The sequence below is a fragment of the Neptuniibacter pectenicola genome (genome assembly GCF_001597735.1).
In the GTDB taxonomy this organism is placed as follows: domain Bacteria; phylum Pseudomonadota; class Gammaproteobacteria; order Pseudomonadales; family Balneatricaceae; genus Neptuniibacter; species Neptuniibacter pectenicola.
In genome coordinates this window covers 17,191-40,000 of the sequence record NZ_LUTS01000015.1, presented here as the reverse complement: position 1 = coordinate 40,000, position 22,810 = coordinate 17,191, and the positions used below count along the sequence as shown (strand labels likewise).

16 protein-coding genes are annotated in these 22,810 nt (G+C 47.0%); 4 read left to right on the top strand and 12 right to left on the bottom strand.

Annotated elements, in window-relative coordinates:
- Positions 1–149: 149 nt before the first annotated feature.
- Positions 150–1,430, bottom strand: coding sequence for an urea ABC transporter substrate-binding protein (gene urtA / locus A3773_RS15275; protein WP_067987795.1), 1,281 nt, complete (start codon positions 1,428–1,430; stop codon positions 150–152).
- Positions 1,431–1,917: 487 nt separating this feature from the next.
- On the opposite strand from urtA, the gene A3773_RS15270 reads away from it, so the two are divergent.
- Positions 1,918–3,366, top strand: coding sequence for a DEAD/DEAH box helicase (locus A3773_RS15270; RefSeq protein ID WP_067987791.1), 1,449 nt, complete (start codon positions 1,918–1,920; stop codon positions 3,364–3,366).
- 75 nt (positions 3,367–3,441) lie between these two features.
- On the opposite strand, the gene A3773_RS15265 is transcribed toward A3773_RS15270, so the two are convergent.
- From A3773_RS15265 to A3773_RS15245, 5 genes are all read right to left on the bottom strand, one after another.
- Positions 3,442–5,859, bottom strand: a complete 2,418-nt coding sequence (locus A3773_RS15265; RefSeq protein ID WP_067987790.1) for a putative bifunctional diguanylate cyclase/phosphodiesterase — start codon at positions 5,857–5,859, stop codon at positions 3,442–3,444.
- A 35-nt stretch (positions 5,860–5,894) separates the two neighbouring features.
- On the bottom strand, positions 5,895–6,656 hold the full coding sequence (locus tag A3773_RS15260; RefSeq protein WP_197462803.1) for a substrate-binding periplasmic protein: 762 nt from the start codon (positions 6,654–6,656) through the stop codon (positions 5,895–5,897).
- A 326-nt stretch (positions 6,657–6,982) separates the two neighbouring features.
- Positions 6,983–7,894, bottom strand: coding sequence for a response regulator transcription factor (locus tag A3773_RS15255; RefSeq protein ID WP_067987784.1), 912 nt, complete (start codon positions 7,892–7,894; stop codon positions 6,983–6,985).
- On the bottom strand, positions 7,891–11,367 hold the full coding sequence (locus A3773_RS15250) for an ATP-binding protein (RefSeq protein WP_067987781.1): 3,477 nt from the start codon (positions 11,365–11,367) through the stop codon (positions 7,891–7,893). The genes A3773_RS15255 and A3773_RS15250 overlap by 4 nt, the downstream gene beginning before the upstream one ends.
- Positions 11,368–11,596: 229 nt before the next feature.
- Complete coding sequence (locus tag A3773_RS15245; protein ID WP_067987776.1) at positions 11,597–12,529, bottom strand: LysR family transcriptional regulator; 933 nt, start codon at positions 12,527–12,529, stop codon at positions 11,597–11,599.
- Positions 12,530–12,640: 111 nt separating this feature from the next.
- Here A3773_RS15245 and A3773_RS17720 point away from each other — a divergent pair, with 111 nt between their 5' ends.
- From A3773_RS17720 to A3773_RS15230, 3 genes are all read left to right on the top strand, one after another.
- A complete protein-coding gene (locus tag A3773_RS17720) occupies positions 12,641–12,877 on the top strand; it encodes a DUF1127 domain-containing protein (protein WP_067987774.1) in 237 nt (78 codons plus the stop codon).
- Between the two features lie 99 nt (positions 12,878–12,976).
- Positions 12,977–13,564, top strand: a complete 588-nt coding sequence (gene phnN, locus A3773_RS15235) for a phosphonate metabolism protein/1,5-bisphosphokinase (PRPP-forming) PhnN (RefSeq protein ID WP_067987771.1) — start codon at positions 12,977–12,979, stop codon at positions 13,562–13,564.
- A 179-nt stretch (positions 13,565–13,743) separates the two neighbouring features.
- On the top strand, positions 13,744–14,517 hold the full coding sequence (locus A3773_RS15230) for a sulfite exporter TauE/SafE family protein (RefSeq protein ID WP_067987768.1): 774 nt from the start codon (positions 13,744–13,746) through the stop codon (positions 14,515–14,517).
- Positions 14,518–14,642: 125 nt separating this feature from the next.
- Here A3773_RS15230 and A3773_RS15225 read toward each other — a convergent pair whose 3' ends face one another.
- The 6 genes from A3773_RS15225 to A3773_RS15200 form a co-directional block, all read right to left on the bottom strand.
- Entirely contained in the window at positions 14,643–16,139 is a 1,497-nt protein-coding gene (locus A3773_RS15225; RefSeq protein WP_231902222.1) for a methyl-accepting chemotaxis protein, read from the bottom strand.
- Positions 16,140–16,635: 496 nt separating this feature from the next.
- Positions 16,636–18,357 (bottom strand): BatD family protein, encoded by a 1,722-nt coding sequence (locus A3773_RS15220; RefSeq protein WP_067987762.1) that lies wholly within the window; start codon positions 18,355–18,357, stop codon positions 16,636–16,638.
- The gene (locus tag A3773_RS15215) at positions 18,351–20,390 is read right to left on the bottom strand and encodes a VWA domain-containing protein (protein WP_067987760.1); all 2,040 of its coding nucleotides are present in this window, start codon (positions 20,388–20,390) and stop codon (positions 18,351–18,353) included. Before A3773_RS15215 ends, A3773_RS15220 begins: the two co-directional genes overlap by 7 nt.
- Before the next feature lie 20 nt (positions 20,391–20,410).
- Positions 20,411–21,427, bottom strand: a complete 1,017-nt coding sequence (locus A3773_RS15210) for a vWA domain-containing protein (RefSeq protein ID WP_067987756.1) — start codon at positions 21,425–21,427, stop codon at positions 20,411–20,413.
- Entirely contained in the window at positions 21,420–21,896 is a 477-nt protein-coding gene (locus tag A3773_RS15205; protein ID WP_067987753.1) for a DUF4381 domain-containing protein, read from the bottom strand. Before A3773_RS15205 ends, A3773_RS15210 begins: the two co-directional genes overlap by 8 nt.
- Positions 21,886–22,809, bottom strand: coding sequence for a DUF58 domain-containing protein (locus tag A3773_RS15200; RefSeq protein WP_067987749.1), 924 nt, complete (start codon positions 22,807–22,809; stop codon positions 21,886–21,888). Before A3773_RS15200 ends, A3773_RS15205 begins: the two co-directional genes overlap by 11 nt.
- Between the last annotated feature and the right edge of the window lies 1 nt (position 22,810).

Genomic DNA, 22,810 nt, shown 5'->3' with positions numbered 1-22,810 from the left:
GGCTTAATTAAACAAAGCGACCTGTTAACTTAGCGGGCACTTAATTTCATTAAGTGCTTTTTTCTCAAAAAAACAGAGCGTATATAACGGCTGAAAGTACCTAGTCATACGCGATCTACTAGGTACTTTCATGCGTTATGCGTGGGTCATTAGTTAGAACCAGAACACGCTTTAGTAACAGTGTTGTAATTGCCGCACTTAGTCGGGCTTGTCCAATCAGAGATCAGATCTTTAGACCCTGGAAGGAAGTCAGACCATGCATCACCGGCAACAACGCCATCCGTTTCCCAAACCACTTCAAACTGACCGTTGTCTTGGATCTCACCAATTAAAACGGGCTTACTTAAGTGATGGTTTTTGTTCATGACAGCAACACCACCGGTAAGGTTAGGTGTTTCCTGTCCGATCATCGCCTGCTCTACCGCATCGACATCCGTTGTGCCTGCTTTAGTCACCGCGTTCGCCCACATGTTGAAACCAATATAGGTTGCTTCCATCGGATCGTTTGTTACACGCTCTTCGCTTGTAAACGCTTTCCACTGTTTGATAAACGCTGTGTTCGCATCGTTTTCAACACTCTGGAAATAGTTCCATGCAGCAAGGTGACCAACAAGCGGCTTAGTATCTAAACCGGACAGCTCTTCTTCACCTACTGAGAATGCAACCACGGGAATATCTTCAGAGGAGATACCCTGGTTACCTAACTCTTTGTAGAAAGGTACGTTTGCGTCGCCGTTAATGGTAGAAACCACCGCTGTTTTCTTGCCCTCACCCCCAAACTTTTTAATATCAGAGACAATAGACTGCCAATCAGAGTGGCCGAAAGGTGTGTAGTTGATCATGATATCTTCAGCCGCAACCCCTTTAGATTTAAGGTAGGCTTCAAGAATTTTGTTCGTTGTACGTGGGTAAACATAATCGGTGCCCGCAAGAACCCAACGTTCAACGCCTAGGTCATTGGCAAGATAATCAACCGCAGGAATCGCCTGCTGGTTTGGCGCTGCACCGGTGTAAAAGACATTTTTAGATGACTCTTCACCTTCATACTGTACAGGGTAGAACATTAAACCGTTTAGCTCTTCTAACACAGGTAGTGCAGATTTACGTGAAACGGATGTCCAGCAACCAAAAATCACATCGACATTTTCTTTTGTCAGTAGCTCACGTGTTTTTTCTGCAAACAAAGGCCAGTTAGAGGCTGGGTCAACGACAACCGCTTCAAGCTGTTTACCTAACAAACCACCTTTTTTGTTTTGCTCTTCAACCATCATAAGCACGGTGTCTTTCAGTGTTGTTTCACTGATAGCCATCGTGCCTGATAGTGAATGCAAGACACCAACCTTGATGGTTTCTGCCGCCATTGCGCTTATGCTAATCACTGAAGCACCTAATGAAAGTGCTACACCTGCCGCAATACTTTTAAGTTTCATATCTGCCCTTCCCCTAATTATAAAATTAACTGCCGCTGCTCAAATAGATGTCACTTGCTTGCTTATTTGTGCAATGCAATAAGGCTATTCCAAATAAGGCCGAACAGGTATGCGGTGATTGACGCACCTATATACGTCATTTGACGTATATCCCCTGAAATAAGCTGTTTTTTGTAACAAAAACCAAGTTTTATCAATCCTTGCTACGCCTAGAGGCCGAACAGTGTTACAATTGCGCCGTTCCGAAGATCAAAGCGAACGAGTCTTAAAAGCTTTAATTACTCTAAAAGACCTGTTGGCACCGTGTGTTAAGCACTTCCTAGCATTTATGCAGGGGCCTTCAGAGAGCTTTAGATAGAGTGAATCCTTCCTTTCACATCGATTCTAGATAGCAAAAATAGAATTAACACTGCATCGCACTCAGATCGAACCATTCGTTCGAGTGGGTTTTAATGCAATTCTGTAAATACCATATAGAGAGCAACACATGAGTTTTGCCAACCTGGGCCTTTCACGCCCAATTTTGGATGCCGTTTCCGCTAAAGGTTACGACACGCCATCCCCTATTCAAGCAGCTGCCATTCCTGCCGTAATTGAAGGGAAAGATCTAATGGCGGCTGCCCAAACGGGCACAGGAAAAACAGCGGGCTTTACATTGCCTCTTTTAGAACGTTTAAGTGCAGGCAAACCTGCTCAGGGTAATCAGATTAGAGCGTTGATCTTAACGCCGACCCGTGAGCTTGCTGCCCAAGTTGCTGAAAGCGTCAATGACTATTCTAAGAATTTACCCCTACGCTCTGCCGTTGTTTTTGGTGGCGTAAAGATTAATCCGCAGATTGCCAAGTTACGTGGTGGCGTAGATATTTTAGTCGCAACACCTGGACGTTTGTTAGACCTATACAACCAGCGCATTATTAAATTTTCTCAGCTGGAAGTACTGGTATTAGATGAAGCCGACCGTATGCTTGATATGGGCTTTATCAACGATATTAAAAAAATCTTAGCCGTTTTGCCTAAACAACGTCAGAACCTGTTGTTTTCTGCGACCTTTTCACCGGCCATTCGCAGTTTAGCTAAAGGCCTAGTGAATGATCCGGTCGAGATCTCTGTCTCACCGGTGAACTCTACCGCTACGACCGTCAAGCAGTGGATATCCCCTGTCGACAAAAATAGAAAAGCACCCGCCTTGATCGAGTTGATTTCAACAAACAACTGGGAACAGGTGCTGGTTTTCTCACGCACAAAACATGGCGCTAACCGTTTAGCTAAACAGCTAGATGCCGCTAACATCTCTGCCGCAGCGATCCATGGCAATAAGAGCCAAGGCGCACGCACAAAAGCACTCGCTGAATTTAAAAGTGGCGTTGTTAAGGTATTGGTTGCAACCGATATCGCCGCGCGCGGTTTAGATATTGATCAACTTCCTCATGTGGTGAATTTTGATCTACCGAATGTGCCTGAAGATTATGTACACCGTATAGGCCGTACTGGCCGTGCAGGCGCATCAGGTGAAGCGGTTTCTTTGGTCTGTGCTGATGAGTTTGAACATTTAGCCGCCATTGAGCACCTAACCGGAACCATTTTGGAGCGTCAGGAATTGAGTGGCTTTGCCCCTGTTCACCCGCTACCCGAATCAGATCTAAGTAAAAAGCCTAGCCGTAAAAAGCCTAGCCAGAATCGTGGCGGTGGTCATAAAGATGGACAACGCTCAGCGGATAACGCACGTGGCCATAAACCCCAAGGTAAAAACAAATCACACCGCTCCGGATCAAGAACGAGCCGCAGCACTGATTCAAGTAGCCAAGGTAACGCTAAAAGCGCCAGCACGGGGTCTCAAGGCCAACGTCAAGGTACGACGCATGGTAACAACACCCCTGCAAACAGTCGTCCAGCTCGCCGCGTTAGAAAGAGACCGGCAACCAATACAGCACGTTAATTATCGTCGATAGTTAACCGCCGTTGTGTAATCGGCTATACCCTTTTATGTATAGCTGATTACCACATTCCTCGATTAAGCCATGATATCCATGTCCTGTTGCAACCGCTCATAGAAAGGCGTGGCTGGCATAGGTCTGGCGTAAAAGAAGCCTTGGAAGCAGAGGCAGCCAAGCTCAAGCAGTGTATCCCTCTCCTCTTCCGTCTCGACACCTTCCGCAATAACCGTTAACCCTAAACGATCAGCTGTCGCGATAATGACTTCGACAATGGCAGCCTCTTCCGATGACGGACGTAGGTTGGTAACGAAAGATCGGTCAATTTTAAGGATATCTAAGGGTAGGTAGCGTAAGTACCTTAGGGATGAGTAACCGGTACCAAAATCATCAATAGCAAAAGAGATGCCCCGCTGTTTTAAAATTCTCATTTTGTTGCTAGCAATCTCAAAGTTATTCAGCAACATATTCTCGGTGATCTCTAATTCAATCAGCTCACCCGGAATTTTATAGTCGGTCAGCATCGTTAAAAAGCGACCCACAAAGTCCACCTGCATAAACTGCAACGGGCTGATATTAATAGCCAAGCGTTTAAAGCTGGCAGGTAGACCTTGCGCCTTCCACTGGGCCAGCTGCTCAAAACTCTCCGTTAAGACCCACTGGCCCATTTCAACAATTTGCCCACTCTCTTCCGCAATTTGAATAAAGCTAGCGGGACTGATCACCCCTTTTTCAGGGTGCATCCAACGTAACAGTACCTCAGCTCCGACAATTGCCCCATCCGCTTGTACTTGCGGCTGGAACCAAAGCTGAAACTCCTTTTTATCCAGTGCTTGATACAAACCTTTCTCAATCAACAACCGCTCTTGCGCCGAAGATTGCATCTCAGGGTCATAAAACTGAAATCCATTTTTCCCCATCGCTTTAACACGATACAACGCAATATCCGCATAACGTAAAACATCAGTGGCACAGAGCCCCTGTTCTGGAAAAACAGCGATGCCGATACTCATCGTGCAGTAAAGTGTATGCCCGTCTACTTCAAACGGCGCAGCAATCGCTTCGAGTATTTTTTTAGAAATATGGACAGCGCTTTCGGCACAGCTCACCCGCGAATCACCCGCTTCAGGCAGCAAGATAACAAATTCGTCACCGCCAAAACGGGCACTCGTTGCTTCAACGGGCACAATCTCATTCAATCGTTTAGCAACGGTACACAGCAAGCGGTCACCGATGCTGTGCCCTAATGAATCATTGATGGTTTTAAAACGGTCTAAATCCATATACAGCACCGCGCCATGCACTTGATGGACGTTATGTAACTCTAATGCCGACGATAACCGGTCCAAGAAAAGACGGCGGTTTGCCATGCCGGTTAGCGTATCGAAAAAGGCAAGTTCAAAGATCTGCTTCTCTGATTCTTTACGGGCGGTGATATCCCGTGCAGAGATAAGAATATAGTCTTTATCATCTAATCTAATTCTTATACCACGGGCTTCAATAGGAAAAACGCGATTGCGCTCATTGATAAGCAGGTCTTCAAAGGTACATACCTGCTTTTCATCCATCGAGTTAAATAGATCAATTAAGGCATCTTCCGTGTAGTTTTGACTATACCGAGATAATGTCGTCCCCAATACCTGATCTTTATCGCTTTTTAAGGTATCAACAGCTTGATTGTTAAGGTCAATAATCTTGGTACTCGGCGTACACAGAAACATAGCATCCCCCGCATTTTCCATTAAGGAGCGGGAAAAGTGTTCGCTTTTGGATAGCTTTTGGATGGTCTTATTTAGCCGGTCTGTCACCTGCCTGCGCTCATCCCAAAGTGAGGCAAAACTGGTAACAAGGTCACCAATTTCATCACACCCTGTGTATGGCAACGCAATATCCTCATCCGTACGCAACCGATTTACCCACTTAGCAATATTCAAAATGGGGCGAGACAGGTAACGATAAAAGAAAAACAGGAAAACCGACGCCAGCACAACGGTATGTAGCAAGCCGAAGAGCAGGCTCGTGACAGCGCGTAAGGCAAAGTTATGGGCGATGTAGGTCGAATCTAACTCAATAATGAGCTTAGCAACGCCGGAATGAGAGTCCCCAATGGTTAAGGTACTTTCATAGTGCGAATTAAACGGAAAGAAGAGGTTGCCGACCGTAGAGAAAAACGTATCTGGAGCAGAGCTATCGCGCACATGGTGGGCTAGCGCATCACCAAAATCATCAACCAATGTCGCTTGTAATATCTCGGGGTGTGCAATAATCGCTGACGTGATCTCATCAGCCTTGCTGTAATTTAAATTATAAACCGCACGTTGCGCGGCCTCTTTATGCAACTCAATTAAACGGTTAATCCCTTCAACGGAGCTGCGTGTCTCCTGCCTAAGATCAAGAAAAATTTGCACACTGGTAGAGAGCAGGCCGAGTATGAGTGAAATAGTCAGCACAGCCCAAGCTTGCTTAAACGCAATCTTATACCGAAACTTAAACCCCATGCAGATACCCTACTCGCGATAGCTGATCATAATAATTACAGATACTTGTCATAAATGGCTTGGTAAATTCCCTGATCCTTTATACGCGACAAGCCTAGATTAAAGCGTTCGACTAGGCGCTGGCTCTCACTATGCTGCTTACTAAAGCAAATATGTAAGGGTGTACTCATTTTATCCTTAAAGTGCTTTAACTTGATCTTATCAAGAAGGCCTAATTCTCTAGCCCTAAAGAGCGTTGATAGCTCTCCATTATAAAAAACGTCTACACCTCGATTTATAACCGCATTGACCCCTGTTTCAATGCTAGGTGTTGTTGTATGGGCGATCCCGAGCCGACTGAGTTCTTGCTCAACCCCCCAACCATTAACCGCAATCACCTCAAATTTTTCCAGATCACTCACCTGCGCTAAGGCTTGATCATCAGCCAGCGCAGCCATGACCGCGACATCGTTTACTGCACTTATCGGCGCACTGAAAATCACATATCCAAGGCGTTCAGGACGTTTAGAGCAGCTGATTGTTCCTAACGTATGACCATGCTCTATATTTTTTAAAATGCGTGTCCAGGGGGCCGTTTTCAGCTCAACATTAATACCTACCGCTAAAAATGCGGCTTTAACCACATCAACATCAATACCGCTAAAGACACCGTCTTGACCCATAATCGTGTAAGGCGGGTAATCAACAGTATACAACTCGATTGATTCAGCCTGTGCCGCCTGTCCATACGTCAATGAACACGCCACAACCGTCCATACAGCCACGGCGACATACACTATTTTTTTAAGATAAGACACAGCAGCTTCCTTCATTTTTAGGCCATTGGCAGTACGTAATCAATACAGCAAGCAGTTCTTAGTTCATCATAATAGCCATTATTTTTCAAATGGTTATAAAGATAGAGTTAAGGGAATGGATTCAATGGCACAGGAAACAAGGCGATAGGCTTATAACCTACTAATAATCCGCTGGCCGCCTAATGTTTCCAACAGTACGGCGATAATATTAGCGATGGCGTTATCACCCGTAGGCTGAGGGTGCGATAAAGCACAGGGAGGGAGAGCATATGCTCATTATGCCCTGCTCGAATACTCAAAACAGGGCGCTAAACATGCAGTGTGCCTTACTCTGAGGCTAAGACGCGCAATGCGACACCCGCCGCTGCGGTACGGTTCTCTACACCGAGTTTAGGAAAAAGCTGCTCAAGGTGCTTATTCACTGTCCTGGGACTCATTTCAAGAATTTCTGCAATCTCGCGGTTTGTTTTTCCGTTTGCAATCCAGTGCAGCACCTCAGATTCACGCTCAGTGATTGAAAGTTTACTTTTTAACAGTGCAGACCCCGTTGGTCGATTTCCATCAATTAACCGCACTAACACTTCATCACTACTCTGGTAAGCAACCAGTTTAAGCTCTAAGGGGTAACTCAGCTGCTTAACCTTTAACGCTTGGCTTTGCGCCAACTCGGGCTGCTGTAGCCAACGCTGTATCTGGGGCGCGAGCTCCTTTGCTTGACGAAGGGAGTCGATCTCGGCTTTTGCTAATAGAGCATGCGCCTGCGGCGTACCCCATAACATCACCCCGTGGGCATTCACGGTCACTAGATGCTGACCGCTACTATCCAATGCAGACTCTACGCTAACGGCCTGACGGGCATTGGCCAAATGCACCCGCATTCTTGCAAGCAACTCATGAGGGTTGATCGGTTTCGTCAAGTAATCCACGCCCCCCGCCTCAAGCCCTCTCACCACATCACAGGTATCCGTTAACCCGGTCATAAAAATAACGGGGATGGATGCGAGTGTAGGGTCGGCTTTAAGCGCTAAGCAGGTTTCAAACCCATCCATATTAGGCATGATCGCATCCAACAAGATAATGTCGGGGCGAATCCGTTGCGCAATGGTCAGCGCCTGACGCCCCTCAAGTGCAACTAATACATCCATGCCTGCGTGCTCTAAGGCATCATTGATTAAACTCAGGGCATCGGGTGAATCATCCACCACTAAAACGATCTCTTTCCCTAGTGCCGCTTTCATAGGGTATGTGCCTCTATATGCTGTGCCAGTTTTTCAAATTGGAATGCTTGAGATAATGCCTGTAGGTGCCCAAATGACTCTGCATTGAGAATCCCTTCTTCATCAATCTGCTGCAAAATAGTATTGACGCCCTTTTGGTACCCCATTTCAGCGTAGGCTTTAAGCTCTAACAGCAAGCTGTGCTTAGGTAAGTTTTTAACCGCCCTATTATGCTCCGCTGACGGCGCCACAGTCTCCCCGACCACCGCAGTGCTGTTCAGTGCAGTGTCGGCGTCACTGATCTGTAAACGACTAGGGACAACCAGTGTGGACGATTCTGTGCGATACACCCAATCTAAATCAAGGTATTGAGCCAATTTATCCAGCAATAGATGATTACTCACTGGCTTCACTAAGTAATCATCATAAACCGATTGATAGTCCGCTTGCTGATTATACTCTTGTGCATCAGCTGACAGCATAACGATCGGCTCTTTATGCCCCTGCTGCCTTAACAGGCTGGCCAGCTCTAAACCACTGATCCCCGGCATCGAGATATCCAGTAGAAAAAGATCGGGCCTTACCTGCTTAACCAACTGCAAACAGCTAGGGCCATCATGCGCTTCCACGGTGTTAAACCCTAGCGGAACGAGCAGATCAGACAGTAAACCACGTAGAACGGGGTCATCATCCACCAAACATATCGTACGCTGAAACCCTTCATAGCCCATCACTTTACGTAGCTTAGGCTCATCAATATGAGCACCATCCACCCAGGGCAGAAGCAAACTCACTTTAAATTCAGATCCTTTCTTTAGCTGGCTATCGACCTGCAGGTCGCCCCCCATAATCTCAGCGAGCAGTTTTACAATGGTTAACCCAAGCCCTGTGCCTGGCAAACTGGCCGTATCCCTGTTTCGGACCCGCTCGAAGGGATCAAAGATACGCTGCAAGTGATCCTCATCAATACCGGGGCCTGTATCTCGAATACAGAATTCAGCCACTTGATTGCGATAGTTTATTTCAAAATCAATATGACCTTGAGGCGTATATTTAATCGCATTAGATAACAGGTTAATTAAGATCTGTCTTAACCGTTTTTCATCCGTAATAACTACATCAGGCAGAGGGTTATGAATTCGACAACTAAATTTTAAGTTTTTTTGTTCTGCTTGCACCGTAAACATCTGGGCCAGCTGATCAATGAGCTCTGGTAGCTGAACTTGATTGCGATACAGGTCTAACCGCCCCGCTTCGATCTTAGATATATCCAGCAACCCCTCAATTAAATCAGTGAGGTACTGTCCACTTCGGTGAATGATTTTTAAACCCCGCTTATGTTCATCCGCAATACTGTCTTTATCACCGAGCAACTGCGCATAGCCTAAAATAGACTGTAATGGCGTCCGCAGCTCATGACTTATACCAGTAAGGTAACGACTTTTAGCCGCGTTAGCCCGCTCAGCATGCTCTTTAGCCTGCTGTAGCTCTCTATCCGTTTGCTCATGGGCATCGATCTCACGTGTGAGCTTTAAACTTTGTCGATTCGATTCTTTTTGCGCTGTCACCCGACTCTCATGGGCAAGCAGAAACACCCACGTGGCCACACCGGATGCAATAAACAAAGTAATAAACAGAGAGATAAAGGTTTTTTCAAGCAGCATTATTTCAGCCGCATTTGCAGGTTTCATTTGGGTATAGATCAGCAGCAACAGCCCACCCAACACAATGTTTACACTGAACACCCACGCAATAAACCGGCCGAAGCGGGAGTAGATAGAACGTACCGCAGATCGCGGGAGATAACGGTATAAATATTTTAACCAACGCTGGGAGATACCCGTTTTTGGCTTACATCCATCTAAACAACGCACATCCAATGAGCAGCATAATGAGCAGATGGGCTGCTCATAGGCTGGGCAGTAACTCATATCTTCCAGTTCAAATTTGTTTTCACAAATACCACAGGTCAATGTTGCAATCGCCGCAGGGTGAATCCGTTTTTCATCACTCATAAAGCGGCTTAAATTAGCGGATTCACGGGCAATGTAGTAACGCCCTTTCGTCAACCATGCGATCAGTGGGACACAGATAAAACACGCCAACAAGGTCACAAAGTGACACAGCGGTTTGGCCACTTCACCCAAAAGCCCCAGATATGCCAACAACCCTAATACTGTAGAGATCAGCATAGAGCCAATGCCCACAGGGTTGATGTCATACAGGTGAGCCCGTTTAAACTCGATATTTTTAGGGCTTAATCCTAAGGGCTTATTAATCAGAAGGTCCGCCGAAAGTGACCCCAACCACCCGAGGGCTAAAATAGCGAAAATACCCAAAATCGCTTCTAACGCCTGATATATCCCAAGCTCCATTAACAGCAGAGCAATAGACACGTTAAACACCAACCAAACCACACGTCCCGGATGACTGTGGGTTAATCGAGAGAAAAAGTTAGACCATGCGATTGAGCCCGCATAGGCATTCGTCACATTAATTTTCATCTGACAAAGAATCACCATGATCGCCGCCAAAATAAGCGAGATAACCGGTGATTCCGTAAGCGTTAGAAACACTTGCGTATAGAGGTAGGTCGGGTCCGTTGCTTGCTCAAAAGGCATCAGCTGCGTAAAGGCGAGGTAAGCCAAAAACGACCCTAATAACATTTTAATAAAGCCCACCCAAACCCACCCAGGGCCAGACAGTACTAACCAAAACCACCAGCGCTTTCGATTTTCTACCGTTTTAGGCGGCATAAACCGTAAGTAATCCGCTTGTTCGCCTATTTGTGCCACCAATGCGATAAAAATTGATACCGCCGAGCCAAATAGCACCAGATTAAAATCACTACCCTCCGGTGCTTGTGGCGCAACAAACTCAGTCCAACCCGCAAGGTTATCGTATTCATAGATCAACACGACGGCTAACGCAGAGCACTGTAATAGCAACCAGATAAATTGAGTGCCCACCTGAAATTTACTAATCGCGGTAATACCGTGGGTCACAATAGGGATAACAGCCACCGCGCAGATGACATACCCGATAAACAGGGGAATACCGAGCAACACATGTAATGCAGATGCAAGAATAGCGGCTTCAATCGCAAAAAAGATAAAGGTAAACGAGGCATAGATAAGTGAGGTGATGGTGGACCCAAGGTAACCAAACCCAGCCCCACGGGTTAGCAGGTCGATATCTAAACCATGTTTTGCGCAGTAATAAGCGATTGGGAAACCGGTAATAAATAGTACGACGCAAACCGCCAACATCGCCATGAGCGTGTTGGTAAAACCATAACTTAAAGTGACTGCCGCCGCTAACCCCTCTAACGCTAAAAAGGAGGCACCGCCTAGCGCCGTCATCCCTACTTTGGAGATGCTCATATGGCGACCACCCACAGCGGTAAAACGCAGGGCGTAATCCTCTAACGTTTGGTTTGCCACCCACTTATTGTAATGCCGGCGCTCTTTTAAAATACGTTGTGAAGCACTCATATCCACCTATCACCAAATCATGCCCACACAAAAACGCACCACAAAAGAGCAGCGAGGCACCTATGCGGTGCATATTAGGTATAGCACGATCAAAAGCACGTGCGGGACTCTAGGCTCGCAGCCTTTATATAGTGGGAGGTGCAGTTTAATTGAGCACAATCCTTCATTGTTTGCATTCAATTAGTGCAGTGTTCGTGCCAGTTGTACTGAGGTAAGCTGCCCAGCTGAATTAAAGCAGCTGTAGCGTTAACCCTGCTTGCTGTTTGTAGGCTTGCCAGCTTTTCTCGATCACGGAGACTTCATCGATAATCCATTGGCTAAAGACCTTGACCTTATGCCGTTCGAAATACGCTTCAGGCGCGACCAAGTAATAGCGAAAATCTGAGTTCCAGTAAACGTTAGCGGGACAGACTAACTGCCCTCGCTGAATTAACTCAAAAGCGAGGCTATAACGGATAGGCGCAACACCTTGTCCATTCAACACCGCATTCATGAGTAAGCTTGAATCTTCGACTTGCAGTGCAACTTTGCTCGGCGCGCCAAATTTAGCTTGAAACGCTGCATTTAAGGGCGCGAGTTCCGGTGAGCTATCAAGGAGAATCGGCATCTCATCAAGGGTACGCTCCCCCCTCTTTAACGAGTCAAATAGCATCGGGTGACAAAGGGGCAAGATATAATCATGGGCGATCATTCTCTCCTTTAATCCGGCGAAGCCACCCAACCCGAAACGGATAGCGAGGTCCTGAGAATCATCGCTGAAGTCATGTAGGTCCAACGAGGTGGAGATAAAACAGCTCAAGTCCGGTTGTTGCGCTTGAAAAACACCTAATTTAGGAATTAACCATTGGGCCGCAAAAGAGGGAATCGATGTGATCTTTAACTGATGGGGAAAGGCATCAGCCTCTAGGGCTTTACTACCCTCTTCAATCAAAGAAAACGCCTGTTGAATAAACGGCAGTAATTGAAGCGCTGAAGGTGTCGGTCTAATTTCGCGATTTAGACGTGTAAACAGCGGCTCATCAAAAAATGCCTCCAGCAGTTTAATCTGCTGACTAACGGCCGCTTGCGTGACATGAAGCTTCTCGGCAGCCAATTTAAAGCTGCCACACTCAGCAGCAACCTGAAATACCCTGAGTGCTTTTAACGGTGGCAATCGGCTCATAATTAAGATTTTCTTAAGTGAACTGTAAAATATATCGTTTGTCAGTGTAGCAGCAACAACCTCAGAATATGCATAACATCCTGCAAATTCAACAAATATGAGGTATTCATCATGATCGCTTTACCAAGAGGGCATTTAAAAGGCCCGTTAGAGGAGCGCTTTCAAGTAAGTTTTAATTTACAATTATTAGGCCGTTATCAAAAAAGGCTACAGCAACAGCTCCACCATTGGCAGCAGAACTACCAATCAAGAAACGCATTGGCTAAGCTCGATAACGCACGCCTCAGCGATATTGGAGTGACCCCTGAGCAAGCAAAACAGGAGTCAAACAAACCATTTTGGCGATAAGACAGGGGCTTAGTAATGACGAGAGAGATAAATCAACATAAAAATCTATCCTCCAATGCTGTATAAAGAGGATAGATTTCAACGGCTGACGGGATAGTGATGAGCGGACATGTGTATTATTTAATGGGAGCGTCGGGGTCCGGTAAAGATTCCCTACTCCAAGGTTGCCGTGATCGACTAGACCATAGCCATAACGCCGTCATTGCACACCGTTATATTACCCGTACCGCAGACGCCGGTGGCGAAAACCACATCCATCTGACCGAGTCAGAATTCGCCCTGCGAAGAGATAATGGTATGTTCTGCATGCACTGGGCGTCCCATGGCCATCTGTATGGCATAGGGAAAGAGGTAGAAATATGGATCGCACTCGGACTCAATGTCATTATTAATGGTTCAAGACATTACCTGCCAGAAGCGTTAGCGCAGTTTGACTGTATTACCCCCATCATGGTCGAGGTTGATACAGCACACTTAAAAAACCGATTACTGAAGCGCGGCCGTGAATCCCTAACGGAAATCGATCTACGCTTAGCGCAACATGCATCCTTACTCCACCCGCTGCCCGACGCATCAATGCTACATATCGATAACAACCACTCATTAGAGGCAGGGGTCAACGCGTTAATGCAGATCATCACCGCGGCCCCCCAGCTAGATAACAGAGAACCCCAAGCCCTTGCCTAATCGGCATATAGGTTCGCAACATAATGACGTTATCTTGATGTAATATATCAACGTGACCGCTTACCTATAAGTTCAACGGTGTCACCACAATTAAGTACGTATAAATACGGGTTCGAGTTAACCCAGAACATGCGAGAATAGACGCTTAAACCCTCTAATTGTTTAATGATTATCAGCTTATGACTTTCGAGATATTGGTACTTTTTATTGCCGGCTTTTTAGGCGGCATTTTAAACTCTGTTGCGGGTGGAGGAAGCTTCATTACCTTCCCCGCCCTCTTATTCGCCGGTGTGCCCCCGATTATCGCCAATGCGACGAACACATTCTCATCCAGCGCAGGTTATATCAGCGGCGCGTTTGCTTTTCGCAAAGAGATAATGGCACACAAACCAGAGCTACTAAAAATAGTCATTTTAAGCTTAGTGGGTGGGATTGCCGGCGCGTGGTTACTGCTGCAAACGCCTGAAGCACTCTTTATGGAAGCGGTACCTTGGCTTCTACTCTTTGCCACCTTGCTCTTTATCTTTGGCGGCCAGCTCAATAGCGCATTAAAAAAACTGTCAACGGTACATCGTCATGCGTCATCCATGGGGGCTTTCTTACTGGCTCTGCTTCTACTCGGTGTTGCCACCTACGGTGGTTTTTTTAATGCGGGGTTAGGCATCATTACGCTGAGCTACTTAGCGCTTGCAGGCTATAGTGATATTAATGCGATGAATGGGCTAAAACTCTTAGTCTCATCCTTAGTCTCCCTGATCGCCATTATCCTGTTTGTGCTTGATGGCGCGATTGATTGGTACTCTGGCACCATCGTTTTGGCAGGGTCACTTGCGGGGGGTTATGTCGCTGCGATCTTATCAAAAAGGCTACCACAACAGGCCGTGCGCCAGTTTGTGATTGTTGCCAGCGTGGCAATCACCGCCTACTTTTTTTATGACATCTATATGCGTTAATCTCCGTAGCCCAGTGATTCTGCACCGACGGCTTAACTCCCATTTGAACGGTTTGGTTAAACGAAAAAAGGAGGGGTAAAGACCACTCCTTTTTTTTGCTCGTACAGTTATTGAATGCGTTCTATTTAAATCGCTTTAAGCATAGATTTCAGATCGACAATTAATGTAGCCAGCTCCTCTGATGAGCTCATCATCCGCTTTGATATCTCCGTATTTCGGGTCGCCACTTCTCTAATATTATAAATATTCTGACTCACCTCTTCCGCCACAGCGCTCTGCTGTTCAGACGCAGCGGCCACTTGGGTCGACCTATCCGTAATATTCGTCATCGCACCATTAACATTATCAAAGGAGCGTCCCGCATTTTCCGCTCGCTCAATATTCGAATGCGCATGTTCGTTGCAACGGTTCATGACATCTACGGTGGAGGATACTTGCTTTTGTATAGCGTCTATCGTTTCCCTTATCTCACCTGTAGACTCCTGCGTACGCTGCGCAAGCACGCGCACCTCATCAGCAACAACGGAGAAGCCTCGCCCTTGGTCACCGGCACGCGCCGCCTCAATAGCCGCGTTTAAGGCTAATAGGTTTGTTTGTTCAGCAATGCTGTTAATAATATCAACCACCTGTTCAACGGCAGCGGCTTTGGTTTTTAGCTCTTCTGATGAATGACTCGCATTTTTAACATCATTAACCAGCTCTTTAATACCATCAATCATATCCTCAACGATCACCTTACCCGCGTTGGCTAACTGAGCCGTTGACTGTGTCGCTTCTGAGGTTTGCGCTGTATTTTCGGCAATTTCATGGGCGGTCGCCGACATCTCAGTCGCGGCACTCGCTAACATGTCACTTTCTAAATTCTGCTGGATAATCCCTTGCGACGTTTCTCCAATGGAGTGTTGGGTCTCTGTCATAAAATGACCCAACATGTCGATGCTATCTTCTACGCGTCCGATCACTGTTCGAAGGCGTGACTGCATCATAAAGTTGGCCAGTTCAGCGGCACCCACCTCATTCATACACCCCGTCATCGCATACTGGGCTAACGGATTATCGTAGATCTCTTGGCTATATTGCTGAACGCGGTTAAGCGGCTTCATTAAACCGTAGTTGATCAGCACCATGACCAAACAAAGCCCGGCAATGATTGAGCCCTGTATCCCGTCAGTCAACGGGCTTAACGCGGTAGCCATAATCGCCAAGCAAAACAAAACAGAGCATAAGGTAACCCTTGACGCTAACCGCTTTGTTTTAATGTTGATCGGTTTATGTGAAATTTTAGAATAGACCTTATCGGCCTGAGCGATCTGCTCATCACTAGGTTTTGTACGCACCGATTGATAACCGATTTTCACCCCATCTTTATCGAAAAGAGGCGTGACATAGGCTTGTACCCAGTAGTAATCACCATTTTTACAGCGGTTTTTAACCAACCCCATCCATGGTTTTCCTTCACTAGCATGTGTCCAAAGATCGGTAAACGCAGCGGAAGGCATATTCGGGTGACGAACAATATTATGTTGTCTGCCTATTAACTCATCGACGGTATAACCTGCAACCTCACAAAATTCAGGGTTGGCATAGGTAATTTCGCCCTTGAGATTCGTCGTAGAAATCAATCTAAGTTTGCTTGAATATCTTTGCTCTTTATCTGTGCAATGCATCCCCAACTCCTGTAACAGACCTAATGTCCGGTTTGTTCCTTGTCCACCAACAATTTATCACTGCATTAACACTCATTATTGCAATGCACATAAAAAGAATTTTTTAAAATAGTTTTGAGAAGTACGCGGTATCTATTTAAAGCAGACCTATCATGAAGAATAAAAGCACTATTTAAAAGAGCTATTACCCTTATTTTTCAATAAATTAAAAAATAAAATTCATTAATTCAATGAAAAACAGATATGACTGAAAATATAAATCACAGATATAACAAAATAAATAATGACGCAGTGCAGCATAACAATTAACTGACACAGATCAATGGCTTTATAGACACAGCAGAAAGAGATCAACGAGGAGAAAGGCGAGATAAGCCATAAAAAAGGACGGCAACGCCGCCCTTCACATCAAAGGGAAGTGATCCCCTCCTATAACAAACGATAAATGCGATTAATTCGGCACCAACGTGGCTAAGGTATTTGTACCTTGAGACACAGACGAGGGTTGATACCCCTTTATCGCTTGCCAAAGCTGATCACCTTGCCACACTGAAGGGGCTCGGTCATAACAACAGCGATTAAGTTCGGTAATCATATCGCTCATGGGTAACGGCAGCGCCTGCTGTAAATGATTTAGATGGGTACACCCAGGAAACACTAACTGCCCCCATGCTAATAGGGCATCACGTGCTAATTGAGGGTCATTCTTTTTACACGCGCGCTGTAGCGCATCTAAGCATGGCTTCAGATCAACCTGCTGAGTCTCCGATTTAGCCTTACCCTTACGAGGCTTTAAGCCCGCACGCTTGTAATACAGCATCGTGCCCCCACTCCCACAAATAGCAGCCACAACAACCATAGCAACCATCAACCAAGCGCTAAGCGGCTGCACGGCGGCCAAGGTTGATCCGTTCTCGGCATTGGGTTGGCTATTCCCCACCCTGTTAACGGGTGCTGAGGGCGCTGTCACGGGCAAAGCCTCCACCGGCGCAACCGTTACCGTCTGCGTATGTTCAGCAGACGGTGCCACAGTAATAACCTGCTGAGGTAAGAGTGCAACCTCTTCTTTATTCGTTTTCGTATTCCACCACGCTAACTTAACCTCAGGTAACACCATCTCCCCTTGCTGGCTAGGAATGATAGTCACCTCTTGGGTCATGGTGACGCTCAGCTCATTATCTTTCTGATCCTGTTCATACACAGGTTTTGCGGCGTATTGCTTAATATTTTCGACGGTGGGCAACACCAGCTCAGCAAGTTGATCTTGACCAATACCTTTTGCCTTGAGGGTGATCGTACGCGTAATCGGCTCACCCACCTTCCACTGCTGGCTACTGAGCTCGCTCTTAAGCTGTAGTTCACTGGCGGCAAGCCAGTTTTGTCCGGTAAAGGTTTCAGGGATCGGCGCAACCTCTATGGTATAGCTATCGGCAGACAGAAAAATACGTCGTATGGCGCGTGGATCATTCATACGTCGGAACGGGTCAACCCCCGCATTAAGGTTACGGATCTCAGCACTAAGCTTTGCCCCCTCGATGCTCAGCGATCCGCTTTGCTGTGGCGTAATCAGCCATGATTGTTCAACAACCAGCATCTCTCGACCATTTAACGTTTGGCGATATTGGCGCTGCTCGCCTAAGGGCTGAATCAGCGCTTTGCCTTGTTTTATTGTTGGCTCTTGAAAAGAGGCATTGTAGATACGTTGACCTAATACAAGGTTCATCTGATAGATGATGGGCTGTTGCACCATCGGTGAGGAGTCTGACAAGGTTGAAAGTAACTCCACCCCGCCATCCACCGCAGATAGCTGCTTCACCGGTTTAACTTCAATGCTGTGCGGCTGACTTTTTTCACCATTGAGGGTTAAAGCTGGAACCTCCAATTTACCTGAGCGTTTAGGCGCTAAAGTGATAACCAATTTAGTGCTGGTTTTCAATTCACCATTAATAATGCTAGTGCCTGATTGGTGGCTACGACTAATTATTTCAAAGTTTTTCTCTAATGGGGATAAATCTACATTCCTTAAATTATTTTGCGCAAAGCTAAGTATGAATAAAAATGTTTGCCCCTGCTCAACCACATTACGATCAATCTGAGTACTGATAGCCGCATGGAGCTGAACGCTGATCAGTAACGTCAATGCAATTGATAATAACCTAAAAAATCTCACCACTGCTTCTCCTCAAGCGCTTGCCCATTAGGCTGCTGATGATATTGATAGATAAACTTCCTTCGCCATAACCCAGCGGGGTCGTCCTCAATTCGGTTCAATAACTGTTGTCGTGCTTGTGCTGCCTCATCTAAAGGTTCGCGCGTTTGCTCTGCCCCTTGTACGGCCATTGCACCCTGCGGCCTTTCCTTTTGATCACCGCTTCCATCATCTTCTGTATCACTCATAGCCGCCTGACCCGACTCGTCTTTTAACTGCTGATCGATTTTATCCTTTAAGGCTTGCTGTAACTGATCACTAACAGCTTGTTTCTCTTGTTTGCTGGATTCGTCATTACCATCAGAGGAGGCTTGGTCACCGGACATACTGTTTTTTGCATGCTGCTTAGAGGCTTTGGATTGGTTATCGAAACCACTCCCCTCAGCATTAGCATTTTGTGACGAGCCTTCCTGCGGACCTAATCCTTCAGTATTGGTGTCGTTCGCCACACTCCCTTCTGAGTTTTGGGCGTTAGCACCTTGGCTCTCGGAACCTTCCGCATGATCCTCTTTAGACTCCCCCTCTTTTTGTTCATCACTTGCTGTATTCTTTTGTTGCTGCTCAGATTGTTGCTGCTTAAGCAACTCCGCTACTAAGTTGCGGTTGTAACGCGCATCCTCAAAATCGGGTTGTGCTTCAAGTGCTTGATCATACGCGTTCAACGCAGGTGCTAGCTCACCTTTACGCGTTAACACGTTGCCAAGGTTATACCACTCAGTGGGCGTCTGGGGTGCAGCAATCGCCGTAACGGCCTTATCATATTGACCGCTTTCATAGTATGAGAGCTGCTTCCATTGAGGGTCTTCAAAGACCTCTGCTGCACTAGCCTTATCCCCTGAGCGATAAAGCGTTAACCCTTGCTGGTCTTTCGTTTGCCAGAGATCTGTCCACACTTGGCGACCGCTCGCCATAATGTCTATCCCTTTATCATCGCTCGCCTTAACTGGCTCCGCTTGAGCCGGGCTGCTATGCCCTATGCCGAAGAGCACGATAGGCAGCAACAGCGGCATAAGGAGCGTAACAATACCTCGACGAAACACCATTAAAACAAAAGGCAAAGCAAACAAAATAAACCATGGCCCTTCGGCCACCCATCTGTCTATTTTCTCCTTAGATTCTGCCGGTTGTTGATCACCCCGCTGAAATTGAGCAATCAGATAATTAACATCACTATCATCAGCCGTAATCATCTTCGCCTGACCACCACCAAGACCTGCCGACTCTTGCATAAGCGACGCTTGTACCTTAGCAACGATAACCTGTCCGTTTCGGTCTTTTAATAGCCCTTGGTCTGTATTGATAGGTGCCCCTTGCTCAGTCCCTACACCCAAAATAGAGATTTGGCGTCCTTGGCTTTTCAGCCGTGTAGCGATCGACGCGATCTGTACAGGCATGACTTCGTCACTGATCAATAAAATATTGCCCCGTGCAACGCCTGCCTGCGCCAGTAACTGATCAGCCAGTGCAAGTGCCTTATCTGCGCGGCTCCCTTGGGCAGGCATGATCTCAGGCACCATGGCCGGTAGTTGGGCCAAGATAGTATCGCTATCATCCGTAAGTGGCGTTACGCTAAATGCTTCAGCGGCATACACCAATAAAGCCACGTTAGCATCGGGCATATGTGCCAGTAGATCTTCGATTTTAAAATGGGCTCGCTGCAACCGACTGGGCTTAAGGTCTACTGCATTCATTGACGCTGAAAGGTCCAGTGCAATCACTAAAGCATCCCCCTGCTTAAAAACAGGTTGAGGCTGTTTTTTCCAAACCGGTTGAGCCGCCGCCACAATCAGCATGAAGGCCGCTACCAGCAAACTAATGGAGAGCCACGAGGATAGCCCCTGCCCTTTGTGCTCGAGAAAAGGAAGCAACTCAGGATCACAAACCGTTTGCCAGTGGGTACGGTTAACACGCTGTTTAACCGAAAAATAGGCGACAACAAACACCACAGGAATCAACAGGAGCCAATAGGGTTGTAAAAAATGAAATGAGGCTAACATAGTATAAAAAACTCCATCTTTTACCCTTCCCTCACATGCTTAGAACAGAGTATCAGCGAGACAAAACCTAACAGCAGTGCCGCGAATAAAGGCCAATGGTAAAGCGACTCAATGGGACGAAAGAACTCATTATCTTGCGCGATAGGTTCAAGCTCATCCAACAATTCATAAATTTTGGCTAATTGATCAATATCCCGCGCACGGAAATACTTACCGCCGGTCGTGTCTGCAATTGTGGTGAGGGTTGCTTCGTCAATATTACTGGTGGGCGACGATGCTTGTATATAGGAATTAAAATCGGACAGCGCACCTAACAACCCTAAACGGGTATCTGCGCCCACCCCTATGGTATAAATCTTTAAGCCTTCTTTAGCCGCTAGCTCAGCCGCAGTCAACGGCTCTAAAACTCCCGCATTACTGGTGCCATCGGTAAGTAATATAAGCACACGCTGCTGACTGTCCGATTGCTGAAAACGCTTAACAGCAAGACCGATCGCATCCCCGATCGCCGTTGACTTACCGGCTAACCCTATTTGCGCCTCATCCAGTAAGGCTTTCACGGTTTTCCGGTCATGGGTTAAAGGCGCTTGCACATAGGCTTGTTCACCAAACAGTATCAAGCCCACACGGTCGCCCTGTCGCCGCTCAATAAAGTCCCCTGCCACAATACGCGTCGCAACAAGACGGTTAATTAACTGCCCATTCAGTTCAAAATCGGTTTCAAACATACTTTCCGATAAATCAACCGCTAAGACTAAATCCCTTCCTTCCAGCTGCTGAGGAATTGGTTCACCCAACCACTGCGGCTTAGTCACCGCCGCCACTAAAAGCAACCAGACAATAAACGCTAAGATCAAACCGGTATAACTGTTACGACTAACCAGACCACGCTGCCCACCCACGGCTTTTTCCATTTGGTCAATAAAGGGGATATGCAAAGCGTTTTGACTGACACCACTTGCGGGTGGCATCAACACTCTCACCAACAACGGCAGTGGTGCCAACAACCATAACCAAGGCCAAGCAAACTCAAGCATGGGGTACCCCTTTAACCTGTTTTATCCATTGCCGTGTAAACCGAATCAATGCAGCACTATCAATTGTGCCAGAGAGCTGCTCTTGATAGGGCCCTTGGGCTAACACCTCAAGCACAGCGGGATCGGATACCCCACCGGTTTCTTGTAAAAAACGACACCAGCGATCCCCTGATAAGGGGGCCACTTGCTCCCGCGGGTAGAGAGAGAGGGCCAGCCGTTTTAACAGGGCATTACTTTGCATGACCAGCCGCTTGCCGTCTGGGTCTTGTCGGTATGCTTGTTCAACCTGCTTCAATGCGTCCAGCGCATAACGTCGTGGGTCGTTCAATTTTTTCCGGAGGTAGCGGCCAAACAGAAACGCGATGATGATCACACTGATAATTAATAACCACCAGCCATAAGCTAAGGGCCACCAGCCGATCGTATCCGGCATCTGCATATCACGCAGGGGGATCTGACTATAGTCCATTACGCCCTCCCACTAAGGTAAATAAGGGGTGCTGATTACTATGCCAATGGGCAAACTCAACCCCACGCAGGTTGCGCAACTGCTCCAGTAGATCTATTCGCTGCTGGAATTGCGCATAATAGTGCGCCTGTTGTTTTGCATTGGCATCGATCACAACCTCACGCCCTTTACCCATAAAACGATAACTTTTTCCCGAAGGGAGTTGCGCTTCTAGGGGGTCCGAGATAAGCACCATTTTTAGCTCACAACGCTGCGCTATGCGCATAAGGTGCTGCTGCAAGGTTGCATCAACATCATGAAAATCACTAAAGAGGTAAATGATGGTTCCACTGCTTAGCAGGGGTTCAATTTCTATCAATTGAGTGGTCAATGACACAGGCTCAACCTCAGCCTTGTCGGTAAACCCTTGGGATAGCGCTGAGATCATCTGCATCACTTGTTGGCGGTTGTTTGTTGGCTGAAAAAGGCCGCCTGAGCCATGGCCTAGAATACGCCCCCCCACGCGATCACCATTGGCCAATGTCGTCCACACCACCATAGCCGCAGCATAAGCCGCTAACACTGATTTATAGTGTCCCCGCGTTGCAAAATGCATTGGCTGTCGTAGGTCGGCCACGACAAATACGGGCCGTTCTCGCTCCTCCCGATACAACTTCGTATGCGCTTCACCGGTACGGGCCATAAGCCGCCAATCCAAGTGGCGTATATCATCGCCTGGCTGATACTCGCGCACGTCATCAAACTCCATACCTCGACCTCGAATATGGCTTAGATGATGACCTTCACGAATAGCCATGCGCTCACGCTGTTGTCCCCTTGCCGGCGGCCAATGACGCAAGCTCACCAACTCATCTAAGGTCAGCAGGTTGCGGGCAGCCGGAACGGGTCTTGGACTACTGTCTCCCTGAAACATA